This window comes from Arthrobacter sp. 01N444 (assembly GCF_056399305.1).
The window spans coordinates 196,834-220,509 of record NZ_JBFTRB010000005.1 but is presented as its reverse complement, the minus strand read 5'-3'; the positions used below and the strand labels follow the sequence as shown (position 1 = coordinate 220,509).

Below are 23,676 nucleotides of genomic sequence, written 5' to 3'. Positions count from 1 at the left end.
GACCTGCCCCGGGGTCCAGAGGAACTCAGCCCTATCCCTAAGCATGCTTAGCGCCTAGACTGGCCGGACCCTCCAACATTCCGGGCTTCCCCGCGGCGCAAGCAACTCTGGCAGCCGTCGGCAGTATGGCCGGGTGTTCCTGTGGAGGGCGCATCAAAGAACTTCGTGAATCACACCAGGGCGCCCACCACGGGGCCCGTGAAAGCAGGAGGAAATAGATGACAGGGAACAAAGCCGTTGCCTACAAGGGGCCTGGCAAGGTCGAACTGATCGACATTGACTACCCCACCTTCGAACTCAAGGACGGCCCGGGGGTCAACCCCGCCAACGTGGGCCGGCAGGTGCGCCACGGCGTAATCCTCAAAACCGTGGCCACGAATATTTGCGGTTCGGACCAGCACATGGTCCGGGGGCGCACCACGGCTCCCGCCGACCTGGTGCTCGGGCACGAGATCACCGGAGAAGTGGTGGAAGTAGGTCCGGATGTTGAATTCATCAAAGTGGGGGACATCTGTTCCGTCCCGTTCAATATCGCCTGCGGGCGCTGCCGGAACTGCAAGGAACGCAAGACGGGCATCTGCCTGAACGTCAACCCCGACCGCCCGGGCAGCGCCTATGGCTATGTGGACATGGGCGGCTGGGTAGGCGGCCAGGCCAACTACGTCCTGGTCCCGTATGCCGATTGGAACCTGTTGAAGTTCCCGGACAAAGACCAGGCCCTCGAAAAGATGATGGACCTGACGATGCTCTCGGACATCTTCCCGACCGGATTCCATGGTGCGGTCACCGCAGGCGTCGGCGTCGGTTCCACCGTCTACGTGGCAGGCGCAGGGCCCGTGGGCCTGGCCGCGGCGACCAGTGCCCAGCTCCTGGGTGCCGCCGTCGTGATTGTGGGTGACATGAACGCGGACCGCCTGGCGCAGGCGCGCAGCTTCGGCTGCGAGACCATCGACCTGAGCAAGGGCGGCCCGGCCGAGCAGATTGAGCAACTCCTGGGCGTCCCGGAAGTCGATTGCGGCGTGGATGCCGTGGGATTTGAGGCCAAGGGGCACGGGGCCGGAGCCCACGAGGCCCCCGCCACCGTCCTGAACTCGCTGATGGAGGTAACGGCCGCCGGCGGTGCCCTGGGCATCCCCGGGCTCTACGTCACCGGGGACCCGGGCGGCGTGGACGAGGCCGCGAAGAAGGGTTCGCTCTCGCTCAGCCTCGGAACGGGCTGGGCAAAGTCACTCAGCTTCACCACGGGACAGTGTCCGGTCATGAAGTACAACCGGCAGCTGATGATGGCCATCCTGCATGACAGGGTGCACATCGCCAAGAACGTCAACGCGAAGGCGATTACCCTGGAGGACGCGCCGAAGGGCTACGCGGAATTCGACGCCGGCGCGGCGACGAAGTTCGTGCTTAACCCGAACGGCTACCTGAGCTAGCGCAAACCGTGAACCCGGCGGCACTGTCCGTCCCGCCCCGAAGCCCCGGGGTTTCGGGAGTGCCGCCGGGCTTCACAGCCCCGTATATGCCGGAAAGGGCATGTGAGGGCACGCCACCTGTTAACGCTTATTTTTCCAATATGCCTGTCCCAGTTTTTACATTGTTTGCCCAATGTCTGGTTGGATAGTTCTTACTGAGAGGGACCCTGGAAGCACCGCTTCCACCCAACCAAGAAGGCAGCAATGGAGCGCATCGAGGCCGAACACCCCCGGCCACGTCATTTCCTACTTCACCTGAGCGACCCCCACCTGCTGGGGGGTCCGCAACCCTTGCACGGCGTCGTGGACAGCGAAGCCCTGCTCAGGCAACTCTTCGAGGAGGTCCACGCCTCCGGAGCCCGCCCCGAAGCCGTAATCTTCACGGGCGACCTGGCTGACCTGGGCGAACCCGAGGCGTATGCCAAGCTCCGCGCCATCGTGGATCCGGCGTGCGAGGCCCTGGGGGCCAAGGTCATCTGGGCGATGGGCAACCACGACGACCGGGCGAATTTCCGGGCCGGGCTCCTGGACCAAGCCGACAATGACGCGCCCGTGGACCACAGCTACTTCGTCAACGGGCTGCGCATCATCACCCTCGACACCTCCGTGCCCGGCTTCCACCATGGTGAATTGAGCCACGACCAGCTGGACTGGCTCGCTGCTGAACTGGCCACCCCGGCCCCGGACGGGACCATCCTTGCCCTGCACCACCCGCCGGTACCGTCCGTGCTGGACCTTGCCGTGCTCGTGGAGCTCCGGGGCCAGCCGGCGCTCGCCGGCGTCCTGCGCAACTCCGATGTCCGCGCCATCCTGGGCGGCCACCTGCACTACTCGACCACCGCAACGTTCGCGGGCATCCCTGTGTCCGTGGCTTCAGCCACCTGCTACACGCAGGATCTGAACGTCCCGGTCGGCGGCACCCGAGGCCGCGACGGCGGGCAGGCGTTCAACCTGGTCCACGTCTACGAACACACGATCGTGCACTCCGTGGTGCTGCTCGGCGACACCCCGGCGGTGGGGGAGCTGGTCTCGCCGGAGGAAGTCCAGCGCCGGCTCGCGGCCGCAGGGATCCATATCCCTGGGAAGGCCAAGCTCGAGGCCCCGTCCCGGACGTCGGCGCACCGCAGGTACACCACCCTGAACTGATTCACTCCCCGGCCGACGCGGCGCCCGTTTTGGTCACGGTCCGTTACTTCTCCCAGGGCGCCTTGATGGGGTAGTACTTCTCCAGGAAGTCCGTGACCAGTTCGGCCCGCTCTTCCGCCGGGACCTCGGGGAAGCTGCCGTCGTTGAGGCAGAAGAAGTCCATGTTCCGCTTGGCCAGGAGCTTGGGCAGGTAGTTCAGGCCGGCCCGCGCCGTGGTGTCCACATACCTCACCTTGGCAGCTGTCTGGGTCACGGCCCGGCCCGTGAGCAGCGCGTAGTAGTGGTAGAACGAGTTGGTCACGGAGATGTTGTCCGCTGCCCGGAAGGTACTCGCGGCGGTCTTGGCAAACTCGGCCGGGAACTCCTGCTCCATCTGCTCGACCACGCTGCGCCGCAACGGGGCCGCCGTGTGCTCCAGGTGCCGGGTGGTGATGCGGCCGAAGCGGTTCCAGAGCAGCTTGCGGTTCACGCGGGCGGCGTTCTCAAAGCCGCTGCGTTCGGCGTCGTTGTCGCCCAGGCCGATCCGGGTCTCGGCCTCGATGAACTTCGTGATGCCGCCCGGGGTGAAGAACATGTCCGGGCCCACGGCGCGGCCGAAGAACATGTCGTCGTTCGAATACAGGAAGTGCTCTGAGAGCCCCTCGATGTGGTGCAGCTGACACTCCACGGCCTGCGAATTGTGCGTGGGCAGAACTGACGTGTCGGCGAAAAACTCTTCGCTCCGGACGATCGTCACACTCGGGTGGTCGGCCAGCCATGACGGCGCGGGGGAGTCCGTGGCGATGAAGATCCGGCGGATCCACGGCGCAAACATGTACACCGAGCGCAGGGCGTACTTGAGCTCATCGATCTGGCGGAAGCGGGCCTCGTGGTCATCGCCCTCGCCCACCACCACGCCGGCCATGCGGGCGCGGCGGGCCGCGATGTACTCGGGGGAGCTGCCGTCAACCCATGAGAAGACCAGGTCGACGTCGAAGCTGATGTCGCTGGCGTGGTCCGCGAACATGTTCTCGATGGTGGGCCACGTGTGGCCGTAGCGTTCCACCGTGCCGCGCACGGCATCCTGGGCCAGCATGGTGCGGCGCGTCAGGGAGTTCTCGATCGGCAGGATCAGCTGATCGCCTTCGAAGCTCCACAGCTCCAGCTGGACGCCGGCGGAAGCCCCGAATTCAAAACCGCCTTCGGGCTCGACCCTGGGCCGGTAAAGCCGGAAGATCCGGGCCTGGCGGTTCGGCGACAGCTCGCCGTCGGCCACCAGCACGGACGACTTCTTCTTTGCATCCACGCTCATGGAATACATCGGCTCGTCGCGGCACGCCTCCACGAGGGCGTCGCGGAGTTCCTTGCGGTCTTTCCAGTCGACGGCGACCACAGGGCGGTGGTTGTTGCCGCGGACCAGCAGGTAGCCGATACCGGCGCCGGCCAGGACCGAACGCAGGAACATCAGGTCCTCGACCATGGCCTGGTACGGCGTGCGGTTTTCGTTGATCAGCGCATAGCGGCCGCGGTGGCGGACAACATCGGAGCGGGTCCGGAATCTGGCGACTGCGGCCGCCGACGTGACCTCGGCGTGGGCGTCCACAGATGCCTGGCTGCCATAGTAAATCTCGTCTTGGATCGCTGCTTCGGTAATGTCTGAGCTCCCGCTTCTTTGAGTGCGTTGGTGTCTACTTGCATGATAACGCGGGCCTCAAAATTGCCGCGGAAAACCGGCCGCCGCGCGGCGTGCGTGACGACGAAATGTGACGGACCGTAAACGGTGAAGAGTAACGGCGGAGCGGGGCCTCAGCCGGTGACGACGGCCAGCCAATGGTGCAGGAAGGCGGCACCGGCGTCGTCGTGGATCACGTCTTCGCCGAGCCCCAGATCGGCGGCGGTGAGGACATCGTAGGGTTTGACCGGGATGCCGTCCGCGGGCCGGACGTCGACGTGCTTCACGGCGTGGTCGTTGTGGTGCAGCCAGTCGGCCATGGCGTAGTCCGTGCGGGAATCGCCCACCGTGCGCCAAGCCTGCGGCGTGATCCCCTGCGCGGCCAGGAACTCCACGGCCCGGCTCGCGCCCAGGTCCTTGCCCAGCCGGACCGATTCGATATCGGTGGAGATGATGGTCGGATCGACGCGGAAGTCGACCTGGTCATCCGAATCGGGGACGTGGTGGTCCAGCCGCACCACGCCGAGCCCGTGCCGGGCCATGAGGCCCATGGCGTCGGCGTCGAAGAGTTCCTGCTCGGCCCGGTAGTCGGGGTTGGGGACGGCAATGTGCTGCTCCACGGAGACCATGGCCCGCTTGGTTTCGTCGTAGAACATGTGGGCGGAGTAGTCCTCGGCCACCAGGCGGCGCACGTCATCGCCGAAGGCCTGCGGAATGGCGAGCTCGTGGTCCACGTGGACCGGGCCGGGGCCTTCCGCGGTGTAGCTGAACCAGACGGCGCCCTTCTCGCAAATGGCGTGGATGAGGGTGCCGGCGGGCATCCCGGCGGCGATCATCGGTTCCATGACCTGCTCGCGGATGAACGCGTCCGACCGGCCGGTGTTGAAGATGACCGGCACGCCGGCGGCGGCCAGGGCCACCAGGTCGGCGATGATGCCGGGCTGCACCTCGCGGGTGACCGGGCTCGCGACCGGACCGTCGACGTCGAGCAGCAGCGCCAGCACGGGAGCCGACGGCGACGGAACAGGGACAGTCTCGGGTGAAGTCATACGGCCATTCTGTCAGCCGCACGGGGCGTTTGGGTGAACCGCGCAGCAGATCGACGGCCCGGCGCTGGATGTGACAGGCGGCAGGCGCTGGTCGTGTCAATGCGTCGTGTGACAAATGGTTACCGTTTGGCCACAACCTCACGCCGCCGGGGGACATTCGTTCCTTCGGGCGTCCAAGTTCCCTAGGCTGGCATGGTGATATTCAAAGCTGTGGGCGAGGGACGCCCGTACCCCGACCATGGTTACACCACGCCCAAGGACTGGGCGGCCCTGCCCCCGCGTCCTGTCCGGCTTGATGAGCTGGTGACCACGAAGCGCACACTGGACCTTGAAGCCCTGCTGGCCGAGGACTCCACGTTTTTCGGCGACCTCTTTCCGCACGTCGTGGAATACCGCGGCGTCCTCTACCTTGAAGACGGCCTGCACCGGGCAGTCCGCACCGCGCTGCACCAGCGCACCGCAATCCACGCGCGGGTCCTCGTGATAAATGGCTAGGAAGCCGCCAGACGTCAGAGTCCTGCACGGGCACCGCGTCATCAGTGGCTCCGAGCTGAGGGCCACGTTCGTGGGGCAGGACGATACGGCAGAGAACCCCCACCGGCTGCGGCGCAGGATCCTGCACGGCGTTGTGCTGGTGATGCTTGTCGGCCTGATCGTGGCCGCGATCGTGGTGGCCCTCGCCATCATGAACGGCCAGATCAAGATCCCCGGGGCGGAGCGGAGCAAGGCGGCAGTGTCGGTGTGCCCGGCGGCCACCTACGACTACGCGCCGCCGGAGAAGGTCCACGTCAATATCTACAACTCCACGAGCCGGCCGGGCCTGGCCCGGAGCGTGGCCGACCAGCTTGCCGCCCGGAAGTTCCTGGTGGGTGCCGTGGGGAACACGACGTCGAGCTACCGCGGCGTGGCGCTGGTGGTCTCCGGTGCCGCCGGCCAGTCGGCCGCCTTCAGCGTCCAGCGCCACGTGCCCGGCTCGGACTATGTCCAGGACGGCCGCGCTGACCCGAGCGTGGACGTGATCATTACCGGCGACTTCAAGGAACTGGCCAAGCCGGAACTCGTGGACCAGACGCCGGGCCAGCTCAGCTGCCCCCGCGAGAACCGGCGCATCGTGGATGAGGCCACGCTGCCCGCCGTACCCACGGCGACGCCCGGCACGGGCTAAGGCACGGCCTGCCAGCCTTCCAGCCTTCCCGGCGCCGCGGCCTAGCGGATGGTGCGGACCGGCCGGCCGGCGTCGTCAAACCTCGCCCCGGCCCCCAGCTGGACAAACCGCACCGTCCGGGCGAGCCGTGCCTCGGCCCCGGCGTCCTGGCCCGCCCCGTCGCCCCGCGCAGCGCTTGAGGAGAGCGTGCCGTGGATGAGCTGGGCCAGCTGGGCAATGTCCGACTCGGGCAGGTACCCCTGGGCCATGCCGTCGCGCAGGATGCCCCGCAGGAGCACGCTGAGCTCACCCACGTGGTCGGCAAGTTTGGCAAACGACGACGGCGAGAGCACCGCCGCCATGGCCGGGCCCGGCGGCAGGTGGCGCCGGCTCAGGTCCTCCACCTGGGCGCGGACGTAGACGGCCAGGCGCTCCACCGGGTTCTCCAGCGCATCGAGGGATTCGCGCAGATCGAGCAGGAACCGCTCGGTTTCATCCAGGGCGTAGGCGATGAGGAGCTCTTCGATATCCGCGTAGTAGTTGTAGACGGCGGTCCGGCCGATCTGGGCATGGCGCGCGACGTCCGTCATGGTCAGGCCGGGGAGCCCGTGGGTGAAGAGGAGTTCCCCGAATGCGGTCAGGATGCGACGCTGGGTCTCGGCACGTTGGGCGGCGTTGCTCGCGGCCGAAATCCTAGGCATACGCACACTTTAGCGCGATCTGTCACCAAAGCAGCCGGGCGGCGGACTGTGACACGGCCGGGCTACGAACATCGACCGGTTCTGAGGGGCCACACCTGTATCCACCGCCTCAACTGGGGGTGTCTGATAGACACTGCCACCGCCCGTCCGGGCTGCGTAGCGTGGTGGATGTGGACAGAAAAGACGAAATCCGGGACTTCCTGATCTCGCGCCGGGCGAAGATCACCCCGGATCAGGCCGGGCTCCCCAACTATGGCGAACTGCGCCGCGTTCCGGGGCTGCGTCGGGAGGAAGTGGCACAGCTGGCCGGGGTAAGCACGGACTATTACACGCGGCTGGAACGCGGCAGCATCCGCGGCGTCTCGGACTCGGTCCTCGACGCTGTGGCCTCCGCCCTTCAGCTGGATGAGGCAGAGCGGACACATCTGATGGACTTGGCCAGGACGGCCAACACGCCGTCCTCCCGGAGGCCGGCGCGCCGGCCACCGCAGCAGAGGGTCCGTCCCGGAGTATTGCGTTTGCTGGACGGGATGACCGGAGCGGTCGCCCTGGTGCAGAACGGACGCTCGGACGTGCTGGCCGCCAACTCCTTGGGGCGCGCGCTGTACGGGCCGGTGTTCGAGTCCACAGCAGCCGCTGGTCCGGAGGCTCCGGGCCAGCTGCCGAACCAGGCCCGGTACCTCTTCCTCGATCCGGGGGCAGGGGACTTCTACCCCGATTGGTCCGCAATCGCTGCCACCACGGTGGCGATGCTCCGATCGGAAGCGGGACGGAATCCCCATGACCGCGCATTGAACGAACTGGTCGGCGAGCTGACCACACGCAGCGGGCACTTCGCCGCCTTGTGGGCCGGCCATGACGTAAGGATCCACACCACGGGAACCAAGCGCTTCCACCATCCGGTCGCCGGCGACGTGTCGCTGCAGTTCGAGACGCTCGACCTTCCCGGCGATGAGGGACAAACCCTGTACACCTTCACTGCAGAGCCGGGGTCCGCATCCGAAAACGCGCTGGCGTTCCTTGCCAGCTGGGCGGCATCGCCCCCGGCGAAAACCGCAACCAGCGACCCTTCCATCCCGGATCTGCGCTCCCACGCGCGGCCCGGAACACCCAACCCAGGAAAGACAGAACATGACTGAGCACAACGACGCCAAGACCGGACAGAAAGTCTGGTTCATCACCGGGGCAGGCCGCGGTATGGGCATTGACATCGCCAAGGCCGCCCTGGCCGCCGGCCACGCAGTCGTCGCCACCGGCCGAAACCCCGACAAGGTCGCCCAGGCCGTCGGCGAGAACGAGAACCTGCTGGCCGTAAAACTCGACGTCACCAACCCCGCCGACGCCACCGCCGCCATCGCCGCCGCCGTGGACCGGTTCGGCCGGATCGACGTGCTCGTAAACAATGCCGGCAACTTCTACGCCGGGTTCTTCGAGGAAATCACCCCGGAGGACTTCCGGGCCCAAATCGAAACCACCATGTTCGGACCCATAAACGTCACCCGCGCGGCCCTGCCCGTCCTGCGGGCCCAGCGCTCGGGCCTGCTGGTCACGATCTCCTCCACCGCCGGCATCGCCGGCGGGGAGTTCCTTTCTGCTTACGCCGCCTCGAAGTTCGGTGTGGAGGGCTGGGCCGAATCCCTGGCCCCCGAAGTCGCGCCGTTCGGAATCCGCACCATGATCGTTGAGCCGGGATTCTTCCGCACCGAGCTCCTCACCCCGGAATCCACCAGCTACGCGGCATCCACTATCGGGGACTATTCCGAGCGGGCCGAGCAGACAGTCACCGCGTGGAAAGGCATGAACGGCCTTCAGGGCGGGGACCCGGCCAAGCTCGCCGTCGCCCTCATTCAACTGGCGGAGCTGGATGAACCGCCGCTGCGCTTCGCCGCGGGAGCGGACGCTGTTGGAGTCTTTGAGGCCCGGGCCAAGGAACTCCAGGTCCAGGCCGACGCCCACCGCGAGCTCTCCAGCAACCTGGCCCACGACGACGCCTGACACCGACGCCTGACACCGAGGCAAACGGATGACGTCGGGAGCCTCCCGCCGTCGTCCACCTAGTCTCGACATACCCGCCGGACGCCAATGGCTACCGGCCGCCCCAAAACCCTCGCCACGCTGTGGGCCATGCCCACATTCCAGGCCGGGAAACCACACCCAAAGGAAATACACCATGAAGAACGCACGCCTCGGAAGCCTGGAAGTCTCCCGCATCGGACTCGGCGCCATGACCATGGCCGGCACCTACACCAGCGAGGGCGCCCTGGATAACGCGGAGTCGATCCGGACGATCCACCGCGCCCTTGACCTCGGGGTCACCCACATCGACACCGCGGAGATCTACGGGCCGTTCCTGAGCGAGGAGATCGTCGGCCAAGCCGTCAAGGGACGCCGCGATCAGGTCAGGATTGCAACGAAGTTCGGCCTGGTCTCCCATTCCGGCGGCGGCCCCGGCGTGGTCGACAGCAGCGCGGCGAACGTGAGGGCCGCCGTCGAGGGCTCCCTCAAGCGCCTCGGCACCGACCACATCGACCTGTACTACCAGCACCGGATCGACCGGAACACCCCGATCGAGGAGACGGCCGGCGCGGTTGCGGACCTGATCACCGAGGGCAAGGTGCTGCACTTCGGGCTGTCCGAGGCCTCCCCGGAGACCATCCGCCGGGCACACGCCGTGCAGCCGGTCTCGGCCCTGCAGACGGAGTACTCGCTGTGGACCCGGGACGTGGAGGCGGAGATCCTGCCGCTGCTGCGCCACCTCGGAATTGGGTTCGTTCCGTATTCGCCGCTCGGACACGGGCTGCTGACCGGCCAGATCCGCTCCGTCGAGGACTTCGCCGACGACGACTGGCGCAAGACCAACCCCCGGTTCACGGGTGAGAACTTCCGCCGCAACCTCGCGATCGTCGACGAGGTGAAGGCCATCGGCGCCGAGATCGGCGCGACCCCCGCGCAGACCGCCCTCGCGTGGCTGCTGACCCGCGGGATCGACATCGCCCCGATCCCCGGCACCCGCAGGGTCTCCCGGGTCGAGGAAAACACCGCGGCCGACGGCATCGAACTCACCCGTGACCAGCTGGATCGGCTGAACTCGCTCCGGCCCGCCGCGGGGGAACGCCACGACGAGGCCAACATGGCCTCGATCGACAGCTGACAGGAACCCGGCACCAAACAAGGGGCGCGGATGCCCGATCCGCGCCCCTGGCAGCAACTTAGGATTCGACGTCGGCCGCGGCCATTGCCTTGTTCGTGAGGACGGGCATCATCCCCAGCAGGGCGAGCGTCAGCACTCCCATGATGCCGAACATGACCTGCAGGCCCAGCCATTGGGCCAGCAGACCGCCGGCTGCTGCACCAAGCGGCATGGTGCCCCACGCCAGCAGGCGGTAGGCGCTGTTGACTCTGCCCAGCAAGCGGTTGGGAGTAATGCGCTGGCGCAGGGATACGGTGATGACGTTCCAAAGCACGATCAGCATGCCGCCCACGAAGAAGATTGGGCCAAGAACATAGGGGTTGTCGGTCAGGGCGGGCGCACCCACGAACAGCGCGGCCCCGAAGATCGTCAGCATCAGGGACGTGGACCGGCCGAGCCTGGCCTCCACCCGCTCGGACATGAACGAGCCAACGAAGGCGCCGAGAGCGGAGGTGGTCAAGAGCAGGCCGAACCCCACTTCGGACAGCCCCATCTGTGAAGCCGGGCCCACGGCAAACAGCACTAAGACCGCGAAGGCCGCGCTGGATGCGAAGTTGAACACCCCGGTCATCACCGCGAGTGTGCGCAGGATCTTCTGGTTCCAGAGGAACCGCAGCCCCTCAGCAATGTCGAATCGCAGTGTCGTCTTCTGCTCACGTTCTGTGCGAAATGCCCCCGGGACCAGGAGCAGGCCGCCGACGGCCGCAAGCCACAGAGCCGCCGGCACGGCAACGCCCGCAACCAGGCCCATGGCCACCAGCAGCCCGCCCAGCGGGGGACCAATGAACTGGTTGGTGGTGAGCTCGACGGCGTAGAGCCGGCCGTTGGCGCGCGAGAGCTGATCCCTGTGCACCAGCTGGGGCATGATCGACTGCGCGGAGGTGTCGTAGAGCGTCTCAGCCACACCCACCATCAGTGCGACAACGTACAGAGCCCAGACGGAGCCCGCATCCAGCAACACGACGGCGGCCAGCAGGGCCGGCAGCACCGCCCGGCTGAGGTTGGCCCACAACATGAGCTTGCGCCGGTCCAGCCGGTCGGCCAGCGCGCCGGCAGTGAGGGCGAAGAGGAGCCAGGGAAGCGTCGCTGCGACGCTCAGTCCGGCAACCAGCGTGGGTGACTGGGTGAACTGAATGGCCAGCAGCGGCAGCGCGATCTTGAAGACGCCGTCCGCGAGGTTCGAGAGTCCGGACGAGGTCCACAGCTTCCAGTAGGACGCACCCAGCGGCGCACGATGCCGTTCCTTCACCTGCGCGGCGTGACTAGTCATAGGTGGACCATTCCACAGTGATTGAGAAAATTCAAGGTGATTGAATCCAGTACATCGAATTGTAGGATTGGGACATGACGGACGCAGAGCAGTCGAGCGCGGACCAAAAAAGACCCGTCGCGAGCGCCCGGGAAATTAAGGCGTTGGCCCATCCGCTGCGCCTGAGGATCCTGCGCCTGTGCGGGCTCCACGAACTGACCAACAAACAACTCGCCGACCGGCTGGGCCAGGACCCGGGAACGGTGCTTTATCACGTGCGGCAGTTGCTCTCAACGGGGTTCCTTGAACCCGCCGGGGTCCGCACGGGCGAGAGTGGCGCGCTGGAGAAGCCGTATCGTTCCACGGGGCGGTCCTGGAAGCTGGACACCGCACTGAGTGAAGCCGGTCCCGCCGGTCCGCTGGCCCCGCTCGAGGCGTTCCGGGAAGAGCTGACGGAAGCAGGACCGGCCGCGCTCGCCAGCCTCTCACGCTTCGTTCTGCACCTCTCCGAGGAAGATGCTGAGGACCTCACCACGCGCATCCACGCTGTGCTGAGCGAATACACCGACAGTGACCGGCAGCGCTTGGACCAGCCCGCCTACGGCGGCATCTTTGTCCTGCACCGGACGTCAGACTAGGTCGCCGTCCTCCCGGAACGGGATTTGGGTCTTGCGCCGCCTTGGCGGGCTCTATTCGTAGATCGTGGGGATGGCCGGCTCGCCGGGCTGCAGCCTGTCCACCACCCGGGGCAGCTCCGCCATGGAGGCCGTGTGCCGGTCCCGCGCCCGCCCCACCCCGTCCGGGCCGGTCCAGCCGGGCAGGATTTCGCCGTCTTTCATGAACTGCTGCAGGAGGGGGCGCCCGTTTCTTCCGGCGGCCGGCGGGTGGTCCACGCCGAGGACCTCGTGGGTGGCGGTGCCGCGGTCGTCGAGGCGGCGCACGGCGAACTTGCGCCCGCCCATGTTGATCTTGTCCTTCGAGGTCTTCGCCACGGCAGCCAGCTCACCGGAGTCACCGGCCCGGCTCACCAGCTTGTAGACCATCCCGGCCGTTGGCGCCCCGGATCCGGTCACCAGGGACGTGCCGATGCCATAGGAATCGGCCGGGGCGGAGCGGAGCGCGGCGACGGCGAATTCGTCCAGGTCCGAGGTCACCACGATCCTGGTGTGCACGTTGCCGAGGCTGTCCAGGAGTTCCCGGACCCACCGTGCCTGGGCCACGAGGTCTCCGGAGTCCAGCCGGATGGCCCCAAGTTTGTCTCCGGCGAGGTCGACGGCGGTACGGACCGCCAGTTCGACGTCGTACGTGTCCACGAGCAGCGTGGTGCCGGACCCGAGCGAGGCAAGCTGCGCCGCGAAAGCGTCGCGCTCGGAGTCGTGGAGCAGGGTGAAGGAGTGGGCCGCGGTGCCGATGGTCCGCAGGCCGTAACGCCGCCCGGCGGCCAGGTTGGAGGTGCCGGAAAAGCCCGCGATGACAGCCGCGCGGGCCGCCGCGGCGGCCGCTTCCTCGTGGGTGCGGCGGGAGCCCATCTCAATGCAGGGCCTGCCGCCGGCGGCGCTGGTCATCCGGGATGCGGCCGAGGCGATGGCGCTGTCATGGTTCAGCACCGACAGGACGTAGGTCTCCAGGACGCAGGCCTCGGCGAACGTCGATTCGACGATCAGGACGGGGGAGTGCGGGAAGTAGGCTTCACCTTCCGGATAGCCCCAGATGTCGCCGGAGAACCGGAAGGCGGCCAGGTGCTCCAGGGTGTCCTCATGGACCACGCCGGTGGCGGCCAGGAAGGCGACGTCGTCCTCGTTGAAGCTGAAGTTCGCGATTCCCTCGAGGAGCCGGCCGGTGCCGGCCACGATCCCGTACCGGCGCCCGGCCGGCAGTCCCCGGGCGAAGGCCTGGAAGATGGACCGGCGGTGCGCGGCCCCGGAGTGGAGGGCCGCCTGGAACATGGTCAGCTCATAGTGGTCGGTAAACAGGGAGGTCCGGGGTCCGTCCGGTCCGGCCGAAGTGTCCATGATCCACTCTAGGCCGGGCCGCCCGAAGCCGCAGGATGCCGCCCGTGCCGCGACTTCGCCGGAAACGCCCCGAGTCGCCGGAAACTTCCGGCGAATCCGGGAGTTTCCGGCGACTTCGACGATGCCGGGCTCAGACGGGGCAGCCGTCCGGGCCGCAGGCGCCGGATTCCGCGGGGGAATCGGTGGTGGCGTCCGCAGCCTCCGCGCCGGCGCCCACCATGACCAGCGGGTGGCTGTCCTGCCACGCCTGCTCGAGGGCGGCGGTGAAGGTTTCGGCGGGTTGGGCACCGGAGAGTCCGAACTTCCGGTCGATCACGAAGAACGGGACGCCGCTGATGCCCAGGGCGCGGGCCTCGACGATGTCGTTGCGGACGGCGTCGGCGTAGGCCTCGGTGCTGAACAGTTCCGCCAGTTCGCCCGCATCGAGTCCGAGGTCCAGGCCCAGGGCGGTCAGGTAGTCCTGGCTGCCGATGTCCTTGCCATGCTCGAAGTGGTCGCTGAGCAGGCGTTCCTTCGCGGCGTCCTGCTGGCCGTGGGCGGCGGCGAGGTGGATCAGTCGGTGGGCCGTGAAGCTGTTGGCGACCACGACGGCGTCGAACCGGTAGTTCAGCCCCTCGCCCTTGGCCTGGGCCGCGACGTGCTCGAACATCTGCGATACCTGCGCCGGCGCCATGCCCTTGCGCGTGCTCAGGTAGTCCAGTTCGGTGCCGTCGTAGTGCTCCGGGAGCGTGGGGTCCAGCTGGTAGCTGCGCCACTGCACCTCCACGGAATCGCGGTGCGGGAAGGCCGCGAGGGCGGTTTCGAAACGGCGTTTGCCGATGTAGCACCAGGGGCAGGCGACGTCGGACCAGATCTCAATCTTCATGCCCGCAACAACCGCGCCGCCGCCGGGTCCATTCCCCGGCGGCCTGTCGGCTTCGTCACGGCCCCACGGCTAAGGGTCCTCCCGGCTGAGGGCCGGCCGGCGCCCGCGGCCTCACGGCGCGACTGGGCGCTCCATCACGAAGTCGTGCTCCACGGTGGTGCCGAGCTGGAAGGACTTGGTGCCGACCTTGCGGAAGCCGGACTTTTCGTAGAACCGGATGGCCCGGGCGTTCTGGCTGTTCACGCCGAGCCAGAGCCCGCGGGCGCCGGCTTCCGCAGCCGCGCCGATGCTGGCGTGCATCAGTTCGGCCGAGGCGCCGAGTCCGTGGTGCTCGGGATGGACGTAGCACTTGCTGAGCTCGGTGCACTGCAATTCGCTCAGGACCGCGGCTACGTCCGGATCCCGGGTAGGGCCGGCCACCAGCAGGCTGTAACCGCGGAGGTCACCGTCGGCGTCGATCACCAGCACCGTGACCTCCGGATCTGCCAGATAGGCCCGGAAATTGGCCTCGCTCAGGGTATTGGCGAGGTGGGCCGCGATGTCCTCCGGCCGGGACTCCGGCGGGCACGCGAGCGGGAAGGTGACGGCCGCGAGTGCGGCCAGCTTCCCGGCGTCGTCCGCGGTTGCTGTCCGGATCCGGTGCGTCATGGCTAAACCCTAGCCCGCGGCGGGGCCCGGGCATCAACAAGAACTGGCGTGGTTGGGGGCTACATATCAGATGGCGTAGCGGAGGATTCCGACGGCCTCCACATTTTCCGGCATGTCGGATCGGCGCACGGCGAAGACCCGGGCGCCCGAGCCGAGGGCCCGACGGGCGATTTCCTCGACCACGTCCTGTCCGGTGTCACCGTCAAGGGTGAGCGCGCCGTCGTCTCCGACAGCACCTTTGACACTGGCATCCATGTCCACAGCAAGCGTCGCAATGGCGCCGAAGGCGGCGGCCCGCGCCAAGTCGCTGAGGTCGGCGGTGCCGCGGCCGCTGGGGCGACGCTCTTCAAACGTCGTTTGCAGGGCAACAAGATCGGCCGCATAGATCCGGTCAAGTACGCCACGCGCCGCTTCCGCCAATTGGGCCGGGGTCAGTTCATCGGGGTTCCCCTCGATGCCCTCGGACGCGAGGTGGGCGTATCCTGCGAGGTTGCGGTAGATGCTCGCGAGCGGCTCCGTCGCAGCGATCACCAGCGGCAGAGACTGCCCGTTCAACAATGGACGAAGCACGTGGTCGACGGAACGGGCGTACTGGGCTAGCCGTACCTTTCGTCCCTCGTCGCCATGCAGCCGCCCGAAGTGGGAGCGGCCGCCGATCGATTCGAGCCCGACGGCACTGGCTGCACCCTGTGGCATGCCCGGTACCGTGACCTCTTCGGCCGGTCGGTCCGCCGTGACCTCGATGAGCCGTGCCCCGTTCTGGGAGATGGCGAGCACGAGCGCCGCGTTGGGGAAGGTGAGGGCACGGAGCAGCGGTGTGATGGCGAAACGATCGGCCACGCTCACGTGGTCTTCGAGATCGTTGGGCAAACGGAACTCGAGAATCGAAGTCGGCGTCACGAAGATGGCCAGGCTCCGCCCCATCTCAAACCAGAATTCCGGGGATCCCAGCAGCTCGTCGAGAAACGTTTCTATCGCGACGACCGCGTCGTTGCTTCCCGCTTCGCGGAGCTGTGCGACGGCGGAACTGAACAAGGACCGGGCTCTGGACTGATTGTCCTCCGAATGGGCAGGGACGCTGCTCGTCGAAAGATACACGGTGACGCTGTGTGGATCGCGCGCGGCGGCCAGCCGTTCCACGTCGTCCCGGGTCGGCATATCGATGTGCATGGGGGTGCTCCTTTTTGCTATCTCTCGGCTGGGTCGCACGAGGAGGGGGAATGTTCCTGCACCTGCTCGATGCGCAAAGCCGCACCGAGGGGTAAGCAATACCGGATCAGCTCAGCATCGGACCGCTCGGAGTCCCATGTCAACAGTCGGCGGAACTTGCACTCGGGAGGTGTTCGGCGCCTCAAGGAGCACGTCCACGTTGGGGAACGCCAGCTCGCGCTCACCGGTGACGGACGCGATCCAGACCTCGCAGCGCTGGCCGGGCTGAAGTTCCCGCGGTGCGATGGTGTTTTCCGGGAGTTCCGGCACTCGAAGCTCCCGACGATGACAGCTGTGGACTGTGACGATTCGGCCTGGTTTCCGCTACGGAATCGGACCAGGGCCACGAAATCGGTCCGGCGCAGCGCGGATCCGCGGTGCGCCGGGCCGGTTTCGTCCCAGGTGTCCGGAAACGTAGCGGATTCTGCCCGTGCCGCCGTTACGGCGTGCCCCGCTACTGCTTGAAGGCGGCGTCGAAGGAGGTGTTCGAGGCCGGAAAGTCGAACTTCTTCAGCGCGGCGAGGGCTTCGGGGGCGCCGTGGAGCCGGTCCATGCCCGCGTCTTCCCATTCGATCGAGATGGGGCCGTCGTAGCCGATTGCGGTCAGGGCGCGGAAGGACGATTCCCAGGGCACGTCGCCGCGGCCGGCGGAGACGAAGTCCCAGCCACGGCGCGGGTCGCCCCAGGGCAGGTGCGAGCCCAGCACGGTGTTGCGGCCGGTGGGGCGCAGCTTCGTGTCCTTGCAGTCCACGTGGTAGATCCGGTCCTTGAAGTCCCAGATGAAGGAGACGGGGTCGATGCCCTGCCACATGAAGTGGGAGGGGTCCCAGTTCAGGCCGAAGGCCTCGCGGTGCCCGATCGCCTCGAGGGTGCGGACGGTGGTCCAGTAGTCGTAGGCGATCTCGGAGGGGTGGACCTCGTGTGCGAAGCGGACACCGTTTTCGTCGAACACGTCCAGGATGGGGTTCCAGCGGTCGGCGAAGTCCTGGTAGCCGGCCTCGATGACCTTTTCCGGCACGGGCGGGAACATCGCGACGTACTGCCAGATGGAGGATCCGGTGAACCCGACCACGGTGTCGACGCCGAGGGCTTTGGCGAGCCGGGCGGTGTGTTTCATTTCCTCTGCGGCGCGTTGGCGGACGCCTTCGGGGTCGCCGTCGCCCCAGACCCTGGCCCCGACGATCGCCTCGTGCCGGAAGTCGATCGGGTCATCGCACACCGCCTGGCCCTTGAGGTGGTTGGAGATGGCCCAGACCTTGAGGTTGTACTTCTCCAGCACGGCCAGCTTGGATTCGACGTAGCCGGGTTCGTCCCAGCGCCAGGCGTCCAGGTGGTCGCCGGACACGGCGATTTCCAGGCCGTCGTAGCCCCAGCCGGAGGCCAGGCGGGCGACTTCCTCGAAGGGCAGGTCGGCCCACTGGCCGGTGAACAGGGTGTACAGGCGGGGCATGTCAGGTTCCTTCGGTAATCGTTTGGGTGGTCCGTGCGGACGGGGTGAGCTGGATGAGTGAACTTTTGGCCGCGGTGCTTTCCTCCACGGCGGCGAGGATCCGCTGGACGCTCAGGCCGTCCTCGAACGACGGCGACGGCTGGGTTCCGTTGCCCACCGCGGTGAGGAAGTCGCGGATCTCGTGCGTGAACGTGTGTTCCCAGCCGATCACGTGGCCCTGCGGCCACCATGCTTCAAGGTACGGGTGCTCGGGTTCGTTGACGAGGATCCGGCGGAAGCCCTGTTCGCGGACCGGCACTGTGGCGTCCAGGAAGCAGAGCTCGTTCAGGTCCTCCAGATCGAAGAGCAGGGCTCCCTTGTCGCCATAGATCTCCAGCGTGAGCGAGTTCTTCCGCCCGGCGGCCACCCGGGAGACCTCCACCGAGGCGATGGCCCCGGAGGCGAGGGTCAGCGTGGCCCAGGCGGCGTCGTCGACCGTCACCTCCTCCAGCCCGGCAGCGCCCGGTCGCCGCGGCGTGAAGGTGTGCAGCCGGCCGGAGACCTCGGTGACCGGCTCGCCCAGGAGGAACAGCACCTGGTCGATCGCGTGGCTGGCAATGTCGCCCAGCGCCCCGGACCCGGCGGTGTCCTTGTTCAGCCGCCACGTCATGGGCGCATCCGGGTCCACGAGCCAGTCCTGCAGGTAGGCGGCCCGGACGTGCCGGACGGCGCCGAGCCGGCCCTCCGCGATCAGCTCCCGGGCCAGCGCCTGGGCCGGGACCCGGCGGTAGTTGAAGCCGATCATGGACTGCACCCCTCGCTCCCGGGCTGCCTGCGCTGCCGCGGTCATGGCCTCGGCCTCGGCGAGGGTGTTGGCCAGTGGTTTTCGACCAGGACGCGCCGTTCGAACGCCGGGACGTCGAAGTAGCTGGCAACATTCCGCCAGGCGTTCGAGTGGGCCTTGCCCATGAACGCGTACCCGATCATGGCCACACCCAAACGTGAACCGGCGGCGGGGCCGGGGGTGGTTTCGTGGGAATTCATTGCTGGTCCCTAGAGTGTGGAAGCGGTGGGGTCCCAGTCCTCGGGGAGGGCTGCGGAGGTGGGCGCGGAGCTTTCCACATCGATGAACGTGCCCGAATCGACCGACTCGGAGATCGAGACCATGGTGTCCAGGACGTGGTAGGCGAGGTTGCCGGTGGCGCGGTGCGGAACGCCGGCGCGGATGGAGCGTGCCATGTCCAGCACGCCCATGCCGCGGCCCTGGCTGGGGCCGGTGGCCGGAATAACGGTCCATTCCTCGTCGCCGGCGCGCCAGAGCTTGATGTCGCCGTCGAAGTAGTTTGGATCGGGCAGCGAGATGGTGGCCTCGGTCCCGGTGATCTCCACGAAGCCCATCCGCAGCCGCGGGGACTCGAAGCTGAACACGCTGTGGGAGGACGCGCCGGACTCGAACTGGGCCATGGCGGAGACGTGGGTGGGGACCTCGACCGTGAATTCCTCGCCGGCCTTGGGGCCGGAACCGATGACCCGGACCTCCTTTGCCTTGGAACCGGTCGCGGCCACGCGGCGCACGGAGCCGAACGTCTGCACCAGGGCTGTGAGGTAGTACGGGCCCATGTCGAACAGCGGCCCGGCGCCGTGCTGGAAGAGGAACGCGGGGTTGGGGTGCCACGATTCCGGCCCGGGCGTCTGGAACGTGGTCATGGCCGTCAGCGGGGTGCCGATGTCGCCACGTTCGATCAGCCGCCGGGCAGTCTGCAGCCCGGCGCCCAGGAACGTATCCGGGGCGCAGCCCAGCCGCAGCCCCGCGGCGTCGGCCGTTTTCAGCAGGCCCAGGCCGGAATCGCGGTCCAGCGAGAACGGCTTTTCCGTCCAGACGTGTTTGCCGGCATCGACGGCGGCCGTGGCCACTTCCACGTGCGCGGCCGGGATGGTCAGGTTGACGATGATTTCGACGTCGGGGTGGTTCAGGGCGGCGTCCACCCCGCCCCACTCCGGGATGCCGTATTCCTTGGCCCGCGCCCCGGCCGCCTCCTCGAAGAGGTCGGCGATCACCTGGACCTTAAGGTCGGGGAAGACGGTCAGGTTGTCCAGGTACTGCTTGCTGATGTTGCCGGCGCCGATGACGGCGACGCCCACGGGGCCGCGGCCGGCGGCACGGTTCGTTGCTACACGGTTCGGTGCGGCGCTCATGCGTTCACGCCCTGCGCGCCGGCGGAACCGCTTTGCAGGTAGCCCAGGCTCTGGGCGATGCCGTCGAAGATGTCGCCGGAGTAGTCGTCGAATTCCACGACGCCGACTTCGAGGGACTGCGCCGCGGCGATGACGTCCCGCACGGCGATCTTGCCCTGCCCGGCCGGCTGCTGCGCCTTGGTGTCCGTGGAGACGGGGCCGTCCTTGATGTGGATGAATCTGACCCTGTCGCCGAGGCGCTGCAGCAGCTGCACCGGGTCCTGGCCGCCGACGGCGGCCCAGTAGGTGTCCACTTCCAGGACGAGTTCCGGGTCCAGGAGTCCCTCGAAGTACTCCAGGGCGGTCTGGCCCTCGATGCTGGACTCCAGCTCCCAGGCGTGGTTGTGGTAGCCGATGCGGATGCCGTACCCGGCGCCCTTCTTGGCGGCGGCGTTGAGCCTCGCTGCGGTGGCCTGGATGTCCTCGGCGGACTGCCAGTGCTCGGCCGGGAGGTAGGGGTCGATCACCGTGGTGATGCCCAACTCCTTGGCCGCGGCGAAGATTTCGTCTTGGTCCTGGCTCAGCAGCGGGGCGTGGCCGGACGGGGCGGTCAGGCCGTTCTCCTTCAGGGCAGCGCCGAGCTCGGCGGCCGTGGCGACGAAGTTGTAGGGCTCAACCTGGGTGAAACCGAGTTCGGCGACCTTTTTGATGGTGCCGGGCAAGTCTTCTTGGAGGGCGTTGCGGAGGGTGTACAGCTGGATTGAATAAGACACGGGATTCCTTTGCACGAGTTCGGCTTCGAAGGTGTGAGGGTCAGCCCTGACGGCGGGAAGGGGCGTCCATTCCGTTTGATTCTGCGCGAAGAAGGACTGCACGCCCATGGGCAGCGAGATGATTTGTCTGGAGCGGAGAACACGATGGCTCCAAACTAGGGAGACTTTTGCCGGGCGTCAAGCAAAAGTTGGACCCTACGTGTCAATCTTTGTGAAGCGTGACATGCAGAAGATCTTCGTGCTATCACTTACTCATGAGTACGCCCACCGGCACCGAGCCCGCAACCCCCGAGGCCGGCGGCAGCCTGTCCCGCGCCGGAGACCTCTTCCAGCTCCTGCGCGACGGCAAGGCCCGGACCCGCGCGGAGCTGGCCCTGACCACCGGGCTCGCCCGGTCCACTGTCGCTTCCCGCATCGACGCGCTGATGGTCTCCGGGCTCGTCGGCCCCGCCGGGGAGGCGAGCTCCAGCGGCGGCCGCCCGCCGTCGCGCTTTGCCTTCAACCCGGCGGCCCGCGTCGTTCTGGCGGTGGATGTCGGGGCCACCCACGTGATCATCGCCGTCACGGACCTCGGCGGGACGGTGCTCGCGGAGCGCCGGCTGGCGCAGGACGTCGCCGACGGCCCGGTGGTTGTCCTGGACCGGGTGATCGAGGAAGGGCTGCAGCTGCTCGGCGGGGCCGGCCGGGGAATTGGGGACCTGGCCGGCGCCGGCATCGGGCTCCCGGGGCCCGTGGAACACGCCACCGGCATGCCGGTGAAGCCGCCAATCATGCCCGGCTGGGACGGGTTCGACGTCGTCCGCCACGTCCAGCGGTCCCTTCCGGTGCCGGTCCTGGTGGACAACGACGTGAACATCATGGCGCTGGGGGAGCGCACGGCGCACTGGCCTGACGTCGAAAACTTCCTGTTCATCAAGGTGGCCACCGGCATCGGGGCGGGCATCATCAGCAGCGGCCAGCTCCAGCGCGGAGCCAACGGGACGGCCGGCGACCTCGGACACGTCCGGGTTCCGCGTGGCGATGACGTGCTGTGCCGGTGCGGGAACTACGGGTGCCTCGAAGCCCTGGCGTCCGGGCCCGCCGTCGCCAAGGCGCTGACGCGGCAGGGCCTGCCGGCGCACGACGGCGGCGATGTGTTGCGCCTGGTCGCCGAAGGGAACCTGCAGGCCATCCAGGCGCTGCGGCAGGCCGGCAGGGACCTCGGCGACGTCCTCTCCATGGTCGTTAACCTGCTGAACCCCTCGGTGATTGTGATCGGCGGAAGCCTCGGCCAGGCCGGGGAGCATCTGATGGCCGGCGTCCGCGAGGTGGTCTACCGGCGCTCGCTGCCGCTGGCCACGGCGCACCTGCGGATCGGCGTGTCCCGGGCCGGTGACCAGGCCGCGATCCTCGGCGCCAGCCAGATGGTCACGCAGCATGTGCTCTCACCCGCGGTCATTGAAGCGACCCTGCAGGCCACGGGCTAGGGGTGTCCCGGAAAGCGGCGCGCCCGGCAGGGGTGTCCCGGAAAGCGTCACATTCCGAAGGCGCGGCCGGGGCCCGTGACAGCAATGGGACTGATGAAATCATATTTCTGCCCGGCCGCCGGGCTACGGGCCGCCCCATGAGCAGCGTGGCCCGGGCGCCGCGCGGCTGGCTCCTCATGCTCGCGATCGGGCTGATCGCGCTGAACATGCGCGGCCCGTTGGTGGCGGTGGCGCCGGTGATCGCCCAACTGGAGGACGATCTCGGGTTCACCCCGGTGGAATTGGGATTCCTGACCGGCATCCCGGTCCTGTGCTTTGCACTGGCCGCGCCCCTGGCCTCGCTGGCCGGGCGCAAGTTGGGGCCAGAATTCGCCATCACCCTGACCCTGCTCGGGGTGCTCTTCGGCGTCGTGGTCCGCTCGGCCGGCGGGGGTGCCCTGGTCATGCTGGGCACGGTGATCCTCGGCGTCGCCATTACGATCGGCAACATCGTGGTCCCGCTGATCATCCGCCGTGACTTCACCCCCGCCCGGCAAGGCGCGGCAATGGGCACCTACACCGCGGCACTGAACATCGGCTCGTTCCTGACCTCCATGGTGTCGGCGCCGCTGGCTGAACTCCTGGGCTGGCGGCCCGCGATTGCCGCCAGTGGCCTGTTCGCGGTGGCGGCCGCCGCCGTGTGGGTGATCGCGGTTGGCCGGCGGGCCTTTATTCCGGCCGCCGTCACTGCGGCGGACCCGCGGCGGCCCGGGAAGCTCACCTCCCGGTGGATCACGGCAGCGCTGACCTTCGGGTTCGCCGGGCAGGCGTTCTCCTACTACGGAGTGACCGCCTGGCTGCCGAGCCTGCTCTCGGACGAACTCGGCATGGCGCCCGCAGCCGCCGGGGCAGGGTCCTCGCTCTTCCAGATCCTGGCCATTGTGGGCGGACTGGGCGTGCCGCTGGCGGCCCGGTTCGCCAGTACGACGGCGGTGGGCCTCGCCCTGGGGCTGCTGTGGCTCACCGTACCCGTGGGCCTGCTGCTGGCACCGGAGCTGTGGTGGCTGTGGTGTTCCTTCGGCGGTGTGGCCCAAGGCGGCGGCATCACGCTGATCTTCCTGGCCATTATCCGGCTGGCGCGGGACCAGACCTCGGCGGCCCGGATGTCCGCCGTCGTCCAGGGGACGGGATACTCCTTCGGGGCAGTGGCGCCGACCCTGCTGGGCTACGTCCACGGGACCACCGGCGCCTGGACCGGACCGCTGCTGATGATCCTGGGCTCGGTGGCCGCGTTCATCCTGGGCACCTCGCTGTCGCTGCGGCGGGTGCCGAAGCCCCACTGACTCGCTGTCGCGCGCCGGGGTGATGTCAATCGAGACGACAGGTAAGGCCCATGTTCGCGGGGAACATGGGCCTTACCTGTCGTCTCGACGCCGTTGTCGAGCACGGGGGGATTTTCCGTTGCTGGACTGCCACCCGGATTTCGGGGTGCCTGTTGCGAAGGGCCTGGCAGTCCAGCCA

The 23,676-nt window shown here is 67.7% G+C and carries 21 protein-coding genes and 1 pseudogene; 10 read left to right on the top strand and 12 right to left on the bottom strand.

The genetic code is table 11. The features are described from left to right. Positions 1-218 precede the first annotated feature (218 nt). Both fdhA and AC1DKN_RS08665 read left to right on the top strand, forming a co-directional pair. On the top strand, positions 219-1,430 hold the full coding sequence (gene fdhA, locus AC1DKN_RS08670; protein WP_028278013.1) for a formaldehyde dehydrogenase, glutathione-independent: 1,212 nt from the start codon (positions 219-221) through the stop codon (positions 1,428-1,430). Positions 1,431-1,673: 243 nt separating this feature from the next. Continuing rightward, on the top strand, positions 1,674-2,615 hold the full coding sequence (locus AC1DKN_RS08665; protein ID WP_230007874.1) for a phosphodiesterase: 942 nt from the start codon (positions 1,674-1,676) through the stop codon (positions 2,613-2,615). 43 nt (positions 2,616-2,658) lie between these two features. Here AC1DKN_RS08665 and AC1DKN_RS08660 read toward each other — a convergent pair whose 3' ends face one another. Together AC1DKN_RS08660 and AC1DKN_RS08655 are read right to left on the bottom strand one after the other, a co-directional pair. Further along, the gene (locus AC1DKN_RS08660) at positions 2,659-4,197 is read right to left on the bottom strand and encodes a stealth family protein (RefSeq protein ID WP_230007875.1); all 1,539 of its coding nucleotides are present in this window, start codon (positions 4,195-4,197) and stop codon (positions 2,659-2,661) included. A 203-nt stretch (positions 4,198-4,400) separates the two neighbouring features. Beyond that, on the bottom strand, positions 4,401-5,315 hold the full coding sequence (locus tag AC1DKN_RS08655) for a Cof-type HAD-IIB family hydrolase (protein ID WP_476850520.1): 915 nt from the start codon (positions 5,313-5,315) through the stop codon (positions 4,401-4,403). 195 nt (positions 5,316-5,510) lie between these two features. Here AC1DKN_RS08655 and AC1DKN_RS08650 point away from each other — a divergent pair, with 195 nt between their 5' ends. Both AC1DKN_RS08650 and AC1DKN_RS08645 read left to right on the top strand, forming a co-directional pair. After that, a complete protein-coding gene (locus AC1DKN_RS08650; RefSeq protein WP_026266597.1) occupies positions 5,511-5,810 on the top strand; it encodes a type II toxin-antitoxin system VapB family antitoxin in 300 nt (99 codons plus the stop codon). Beyond that, complete coding sequence (locus AC1DKN_RS08645) at positions 5,803-6,480, top strand: LytR C-terminal domain-containing protein (RefSeq protein WP_476850521.1); 678 nt, start codon at positions 5,803-5,805, stop codon at positions 6,478-6,480. Before AC1DKN_RS08650 ends, AC1DKN_RS08645 begins: the two co-directional genes overlap by 8 nt. 41 nt (positions 6,481-6,521) lie before the next feature. On the opposite strand, the gene AC1DKN_RS08640 is transcribed toward AC1DKN_RS08645, so the two are convergent. Beyond that, positions 6,522-7,160: a TetR/AcrR family transcriptional regulator gene (locus tag AC1DKN_RS08640; RefSeq protein WP_476860048.1), complete on the bottom strand. Its 639-nt coding sequence runs from the start codon at positions 7,158-7,160 to the stop codon at positions 6,522-6,524. 170 nt (positions 7,161-7,330) lie between these two features. On the opposite strand from AC1DKN_RS08640, the gene AC1DKN_RS08635 reads away from it, so the two are divergent. The 3 genes from AC1DKN_RS08635 to AC1DKN_RS08625 all read left to right on the top strand — a co-directional run bounded on the left by AC1DKN_RS08635 (position 7,331) and on the right by AC1DKN_RS08625 (position 10,311). Next, positions 7,331-8,299 carry a helix-turn-helix transcriptional regulator gene (locus AC1DKN_RS08635; protein ID WP_476857672.1) on the top strand — a complete coding sequence of 323 codons (969 nt, stop codon included), beginning with the start codon at positions 7,331-7,333 and terminating at the stop codon, positions 8,297-8,299. Continuing rightward, positions 8,292-9,155, top strand: coding sequence for an SDR family oxidoreductase (locus AC1DKN_RS08630; protein WP_476871031.1), 864 nt, complete (start codon positions 8,292-8,294; stop codon positions 9,153-9,155). The genes AC1DKN_RS08635 and AC1DKN_RS08630 overlap by 8 nt, the downstream gene beginning before the upstream one ends. Positions 9,156-9,330: 175 nt before the next feature. Continuing rightward, positions 9,331-10,311, top strand: coding sequence for an aldo/keto reductase (locus tag AC1DKN_RS08625; protein WP_476850524.1), 981 nt, complete (start codon positions 9,331-9,333; stop codon positions 10,309-10,311). Between the two features lie 58 nt (positions 10,312-10,369). Here the strand turns inward: AC1DKN_RS08625 and AC1DKN_RS08620 are convergent, their stop codons facing one another. Beyond that, positions 10,370-11,620: an MFS transporter gene (locus AC1DKN_RS08620; RefSeq protein ID WP_476857675.1), complete on the bottom strand. Its 1,251-nt coding sequence runs from the start codon at positions 11,618-11,620 to the stop codon at positions 10,370-10,372. Between the two features lie 74 nt (positions 11,621-11,694). Here AC1DKN_RS08620 and AC1DKN_RS08615 point away from each other — a divergent pair, with 74 nt between their 5' ends. Next, positions 11,695-12,237, top strand: coding sequence for an ArsR/SmtB family transcription factor (locus AC1DKN_RS08615; RefSeq protein ID WP_476871030.1), 543 nt, complete (start codon positions 11,695-11,697; stop codon positions 12,235-12,237). A gap of 51 nt (positions 12,238-12,288) precedes the next feature. Here AC1DKN_RS08615 and AC1DKN_RS08610 read toward each other — a convergent pair whose 3' ends face one another. From AC1DKN_RS08610 to AC1DKN_RS08575, 8 genes and pseudogenes are all read right to left on the bottom strand, one after another. Then, positions 12,289-13,611, bottom strand: coding sequence for a nicotinate phosphoribosyltransferase (locus AC1DKN_RS08610; protein ID WP_476871029.1), 1,323 nt, complete (start codon positions 13,609-13,611; stop codon positions 12,289-12,291). 130 nt (positions 13,612-13,741) lie between these two features. Further along, positions 13,742-14,476: a DsbA family oxidoreductase gene (locus tag AC1DKN_RS08605; protein WP_230007786.1), complete on the bottom strand. Its 735-nt coding sequence runs from the start codon at positions 14,474-14,476 to the stop codon at positions 13,742-13,744. Between the two features lie 111 nt (positions 14,477-14,587). Further along, positions 14,588-15,124, bottom strand: coding sequence for an N-acetyltransferase family protein (locus AC1DKN_RS08600; protein ID WP_476871028.1), 537 nt, complete (start codon positions 15,122-15,124; stop codon positions 14,588-14,590). Positions 15,125-15,190: 66 nt separating this feature from the next. Next, complete coding sequence (locus tag AC1DKN_RS08595) at positions 15,191-16,294, bottom strand: baeRF11 domain-containing protein (RefSeq protein WP_476850530.1); 1,104 nt, start codon at positions 16,292-16,294, stop codon at positions 15,191-15,193. Between the two features lie 493 nt (positions 16,295-16,787). Continuing rightward, positions 16,788-17,783, bottom strand: coding sequence for a sugar phosphate isomerase/epimerase family protein (locus AC1DKN_RS08590; protein ID WP_476871027.1), 996 nt, complete (start codon positions 17,781-17,783; stop codon positions 16,788-16,790). A gap of 1 nt (position 17,784) precedes the next feature. Further along, positions 17,785-18,806, bottom strand: a pseudogene (locus AC1DKN_RS08585) (Gfo/Idh/MocA family protein). A gap of 9 nt (positions 18,807-18,815) precedes the next feature. Then, positions 18,816-19,958 carry a Gfo/Idh/MocA family protein gene (locus AC1DKN_RS08580; RefSeq protein WP_476860057.1) on the bottom strand — a complete coding sequence of 381 codons (1,143 nt, stop codon included), beginning with the start codon at positions 19,956-19,958 and terminating at the stop codon, positions 18,816-18,818. After that, entirely contained in the window at positions 19,955-20,710 is a 756-nt protein-coding gene (locus AC1DKN_RS08575; RefSeq protein WP_476871026.1) for a sugar phosphate isomerase/epimerase family protein, read from the bottom strand. The genes AC1DKN_RS08580 and AC1DKN_RS08575 overlap by 4 nt, the downstream gene beginning before the upstream one ends. Positions 20,711-20,964: 254 nt before the next feature. Between AC1DKN_RS08575 and AC1DKN_RS08570 the strand changes: the two genes are divergently transcribed. Continuing rightward, positions 20,965-22,176 carry an ROK family transcriptional regulator gene (locus AC1DKN_RS08570; RefSeq protein WP_476871025.1) on the top strand — a complete coding sequence of 404 codons (1,212 nt, stop codon included), beginning with the start codon at positions 20,965-20,967 and terminating at the stop codon, positions 22,174-22,176. Positions 22,177-22,313: 137 nt separating this feature from the next. Continuing rightward, positions 22,314-23,498, top strand: coding sequence for an MFS transporter (locus AC1DKN_RS08565; RefSeq protein WP_476871024.1), 1,185 nt, complete (start codon positions 22,314-22,316; stop codon positions 23,496-23,498). Positions 23,499-23,676: the final 178 nt, after the last annotated feature.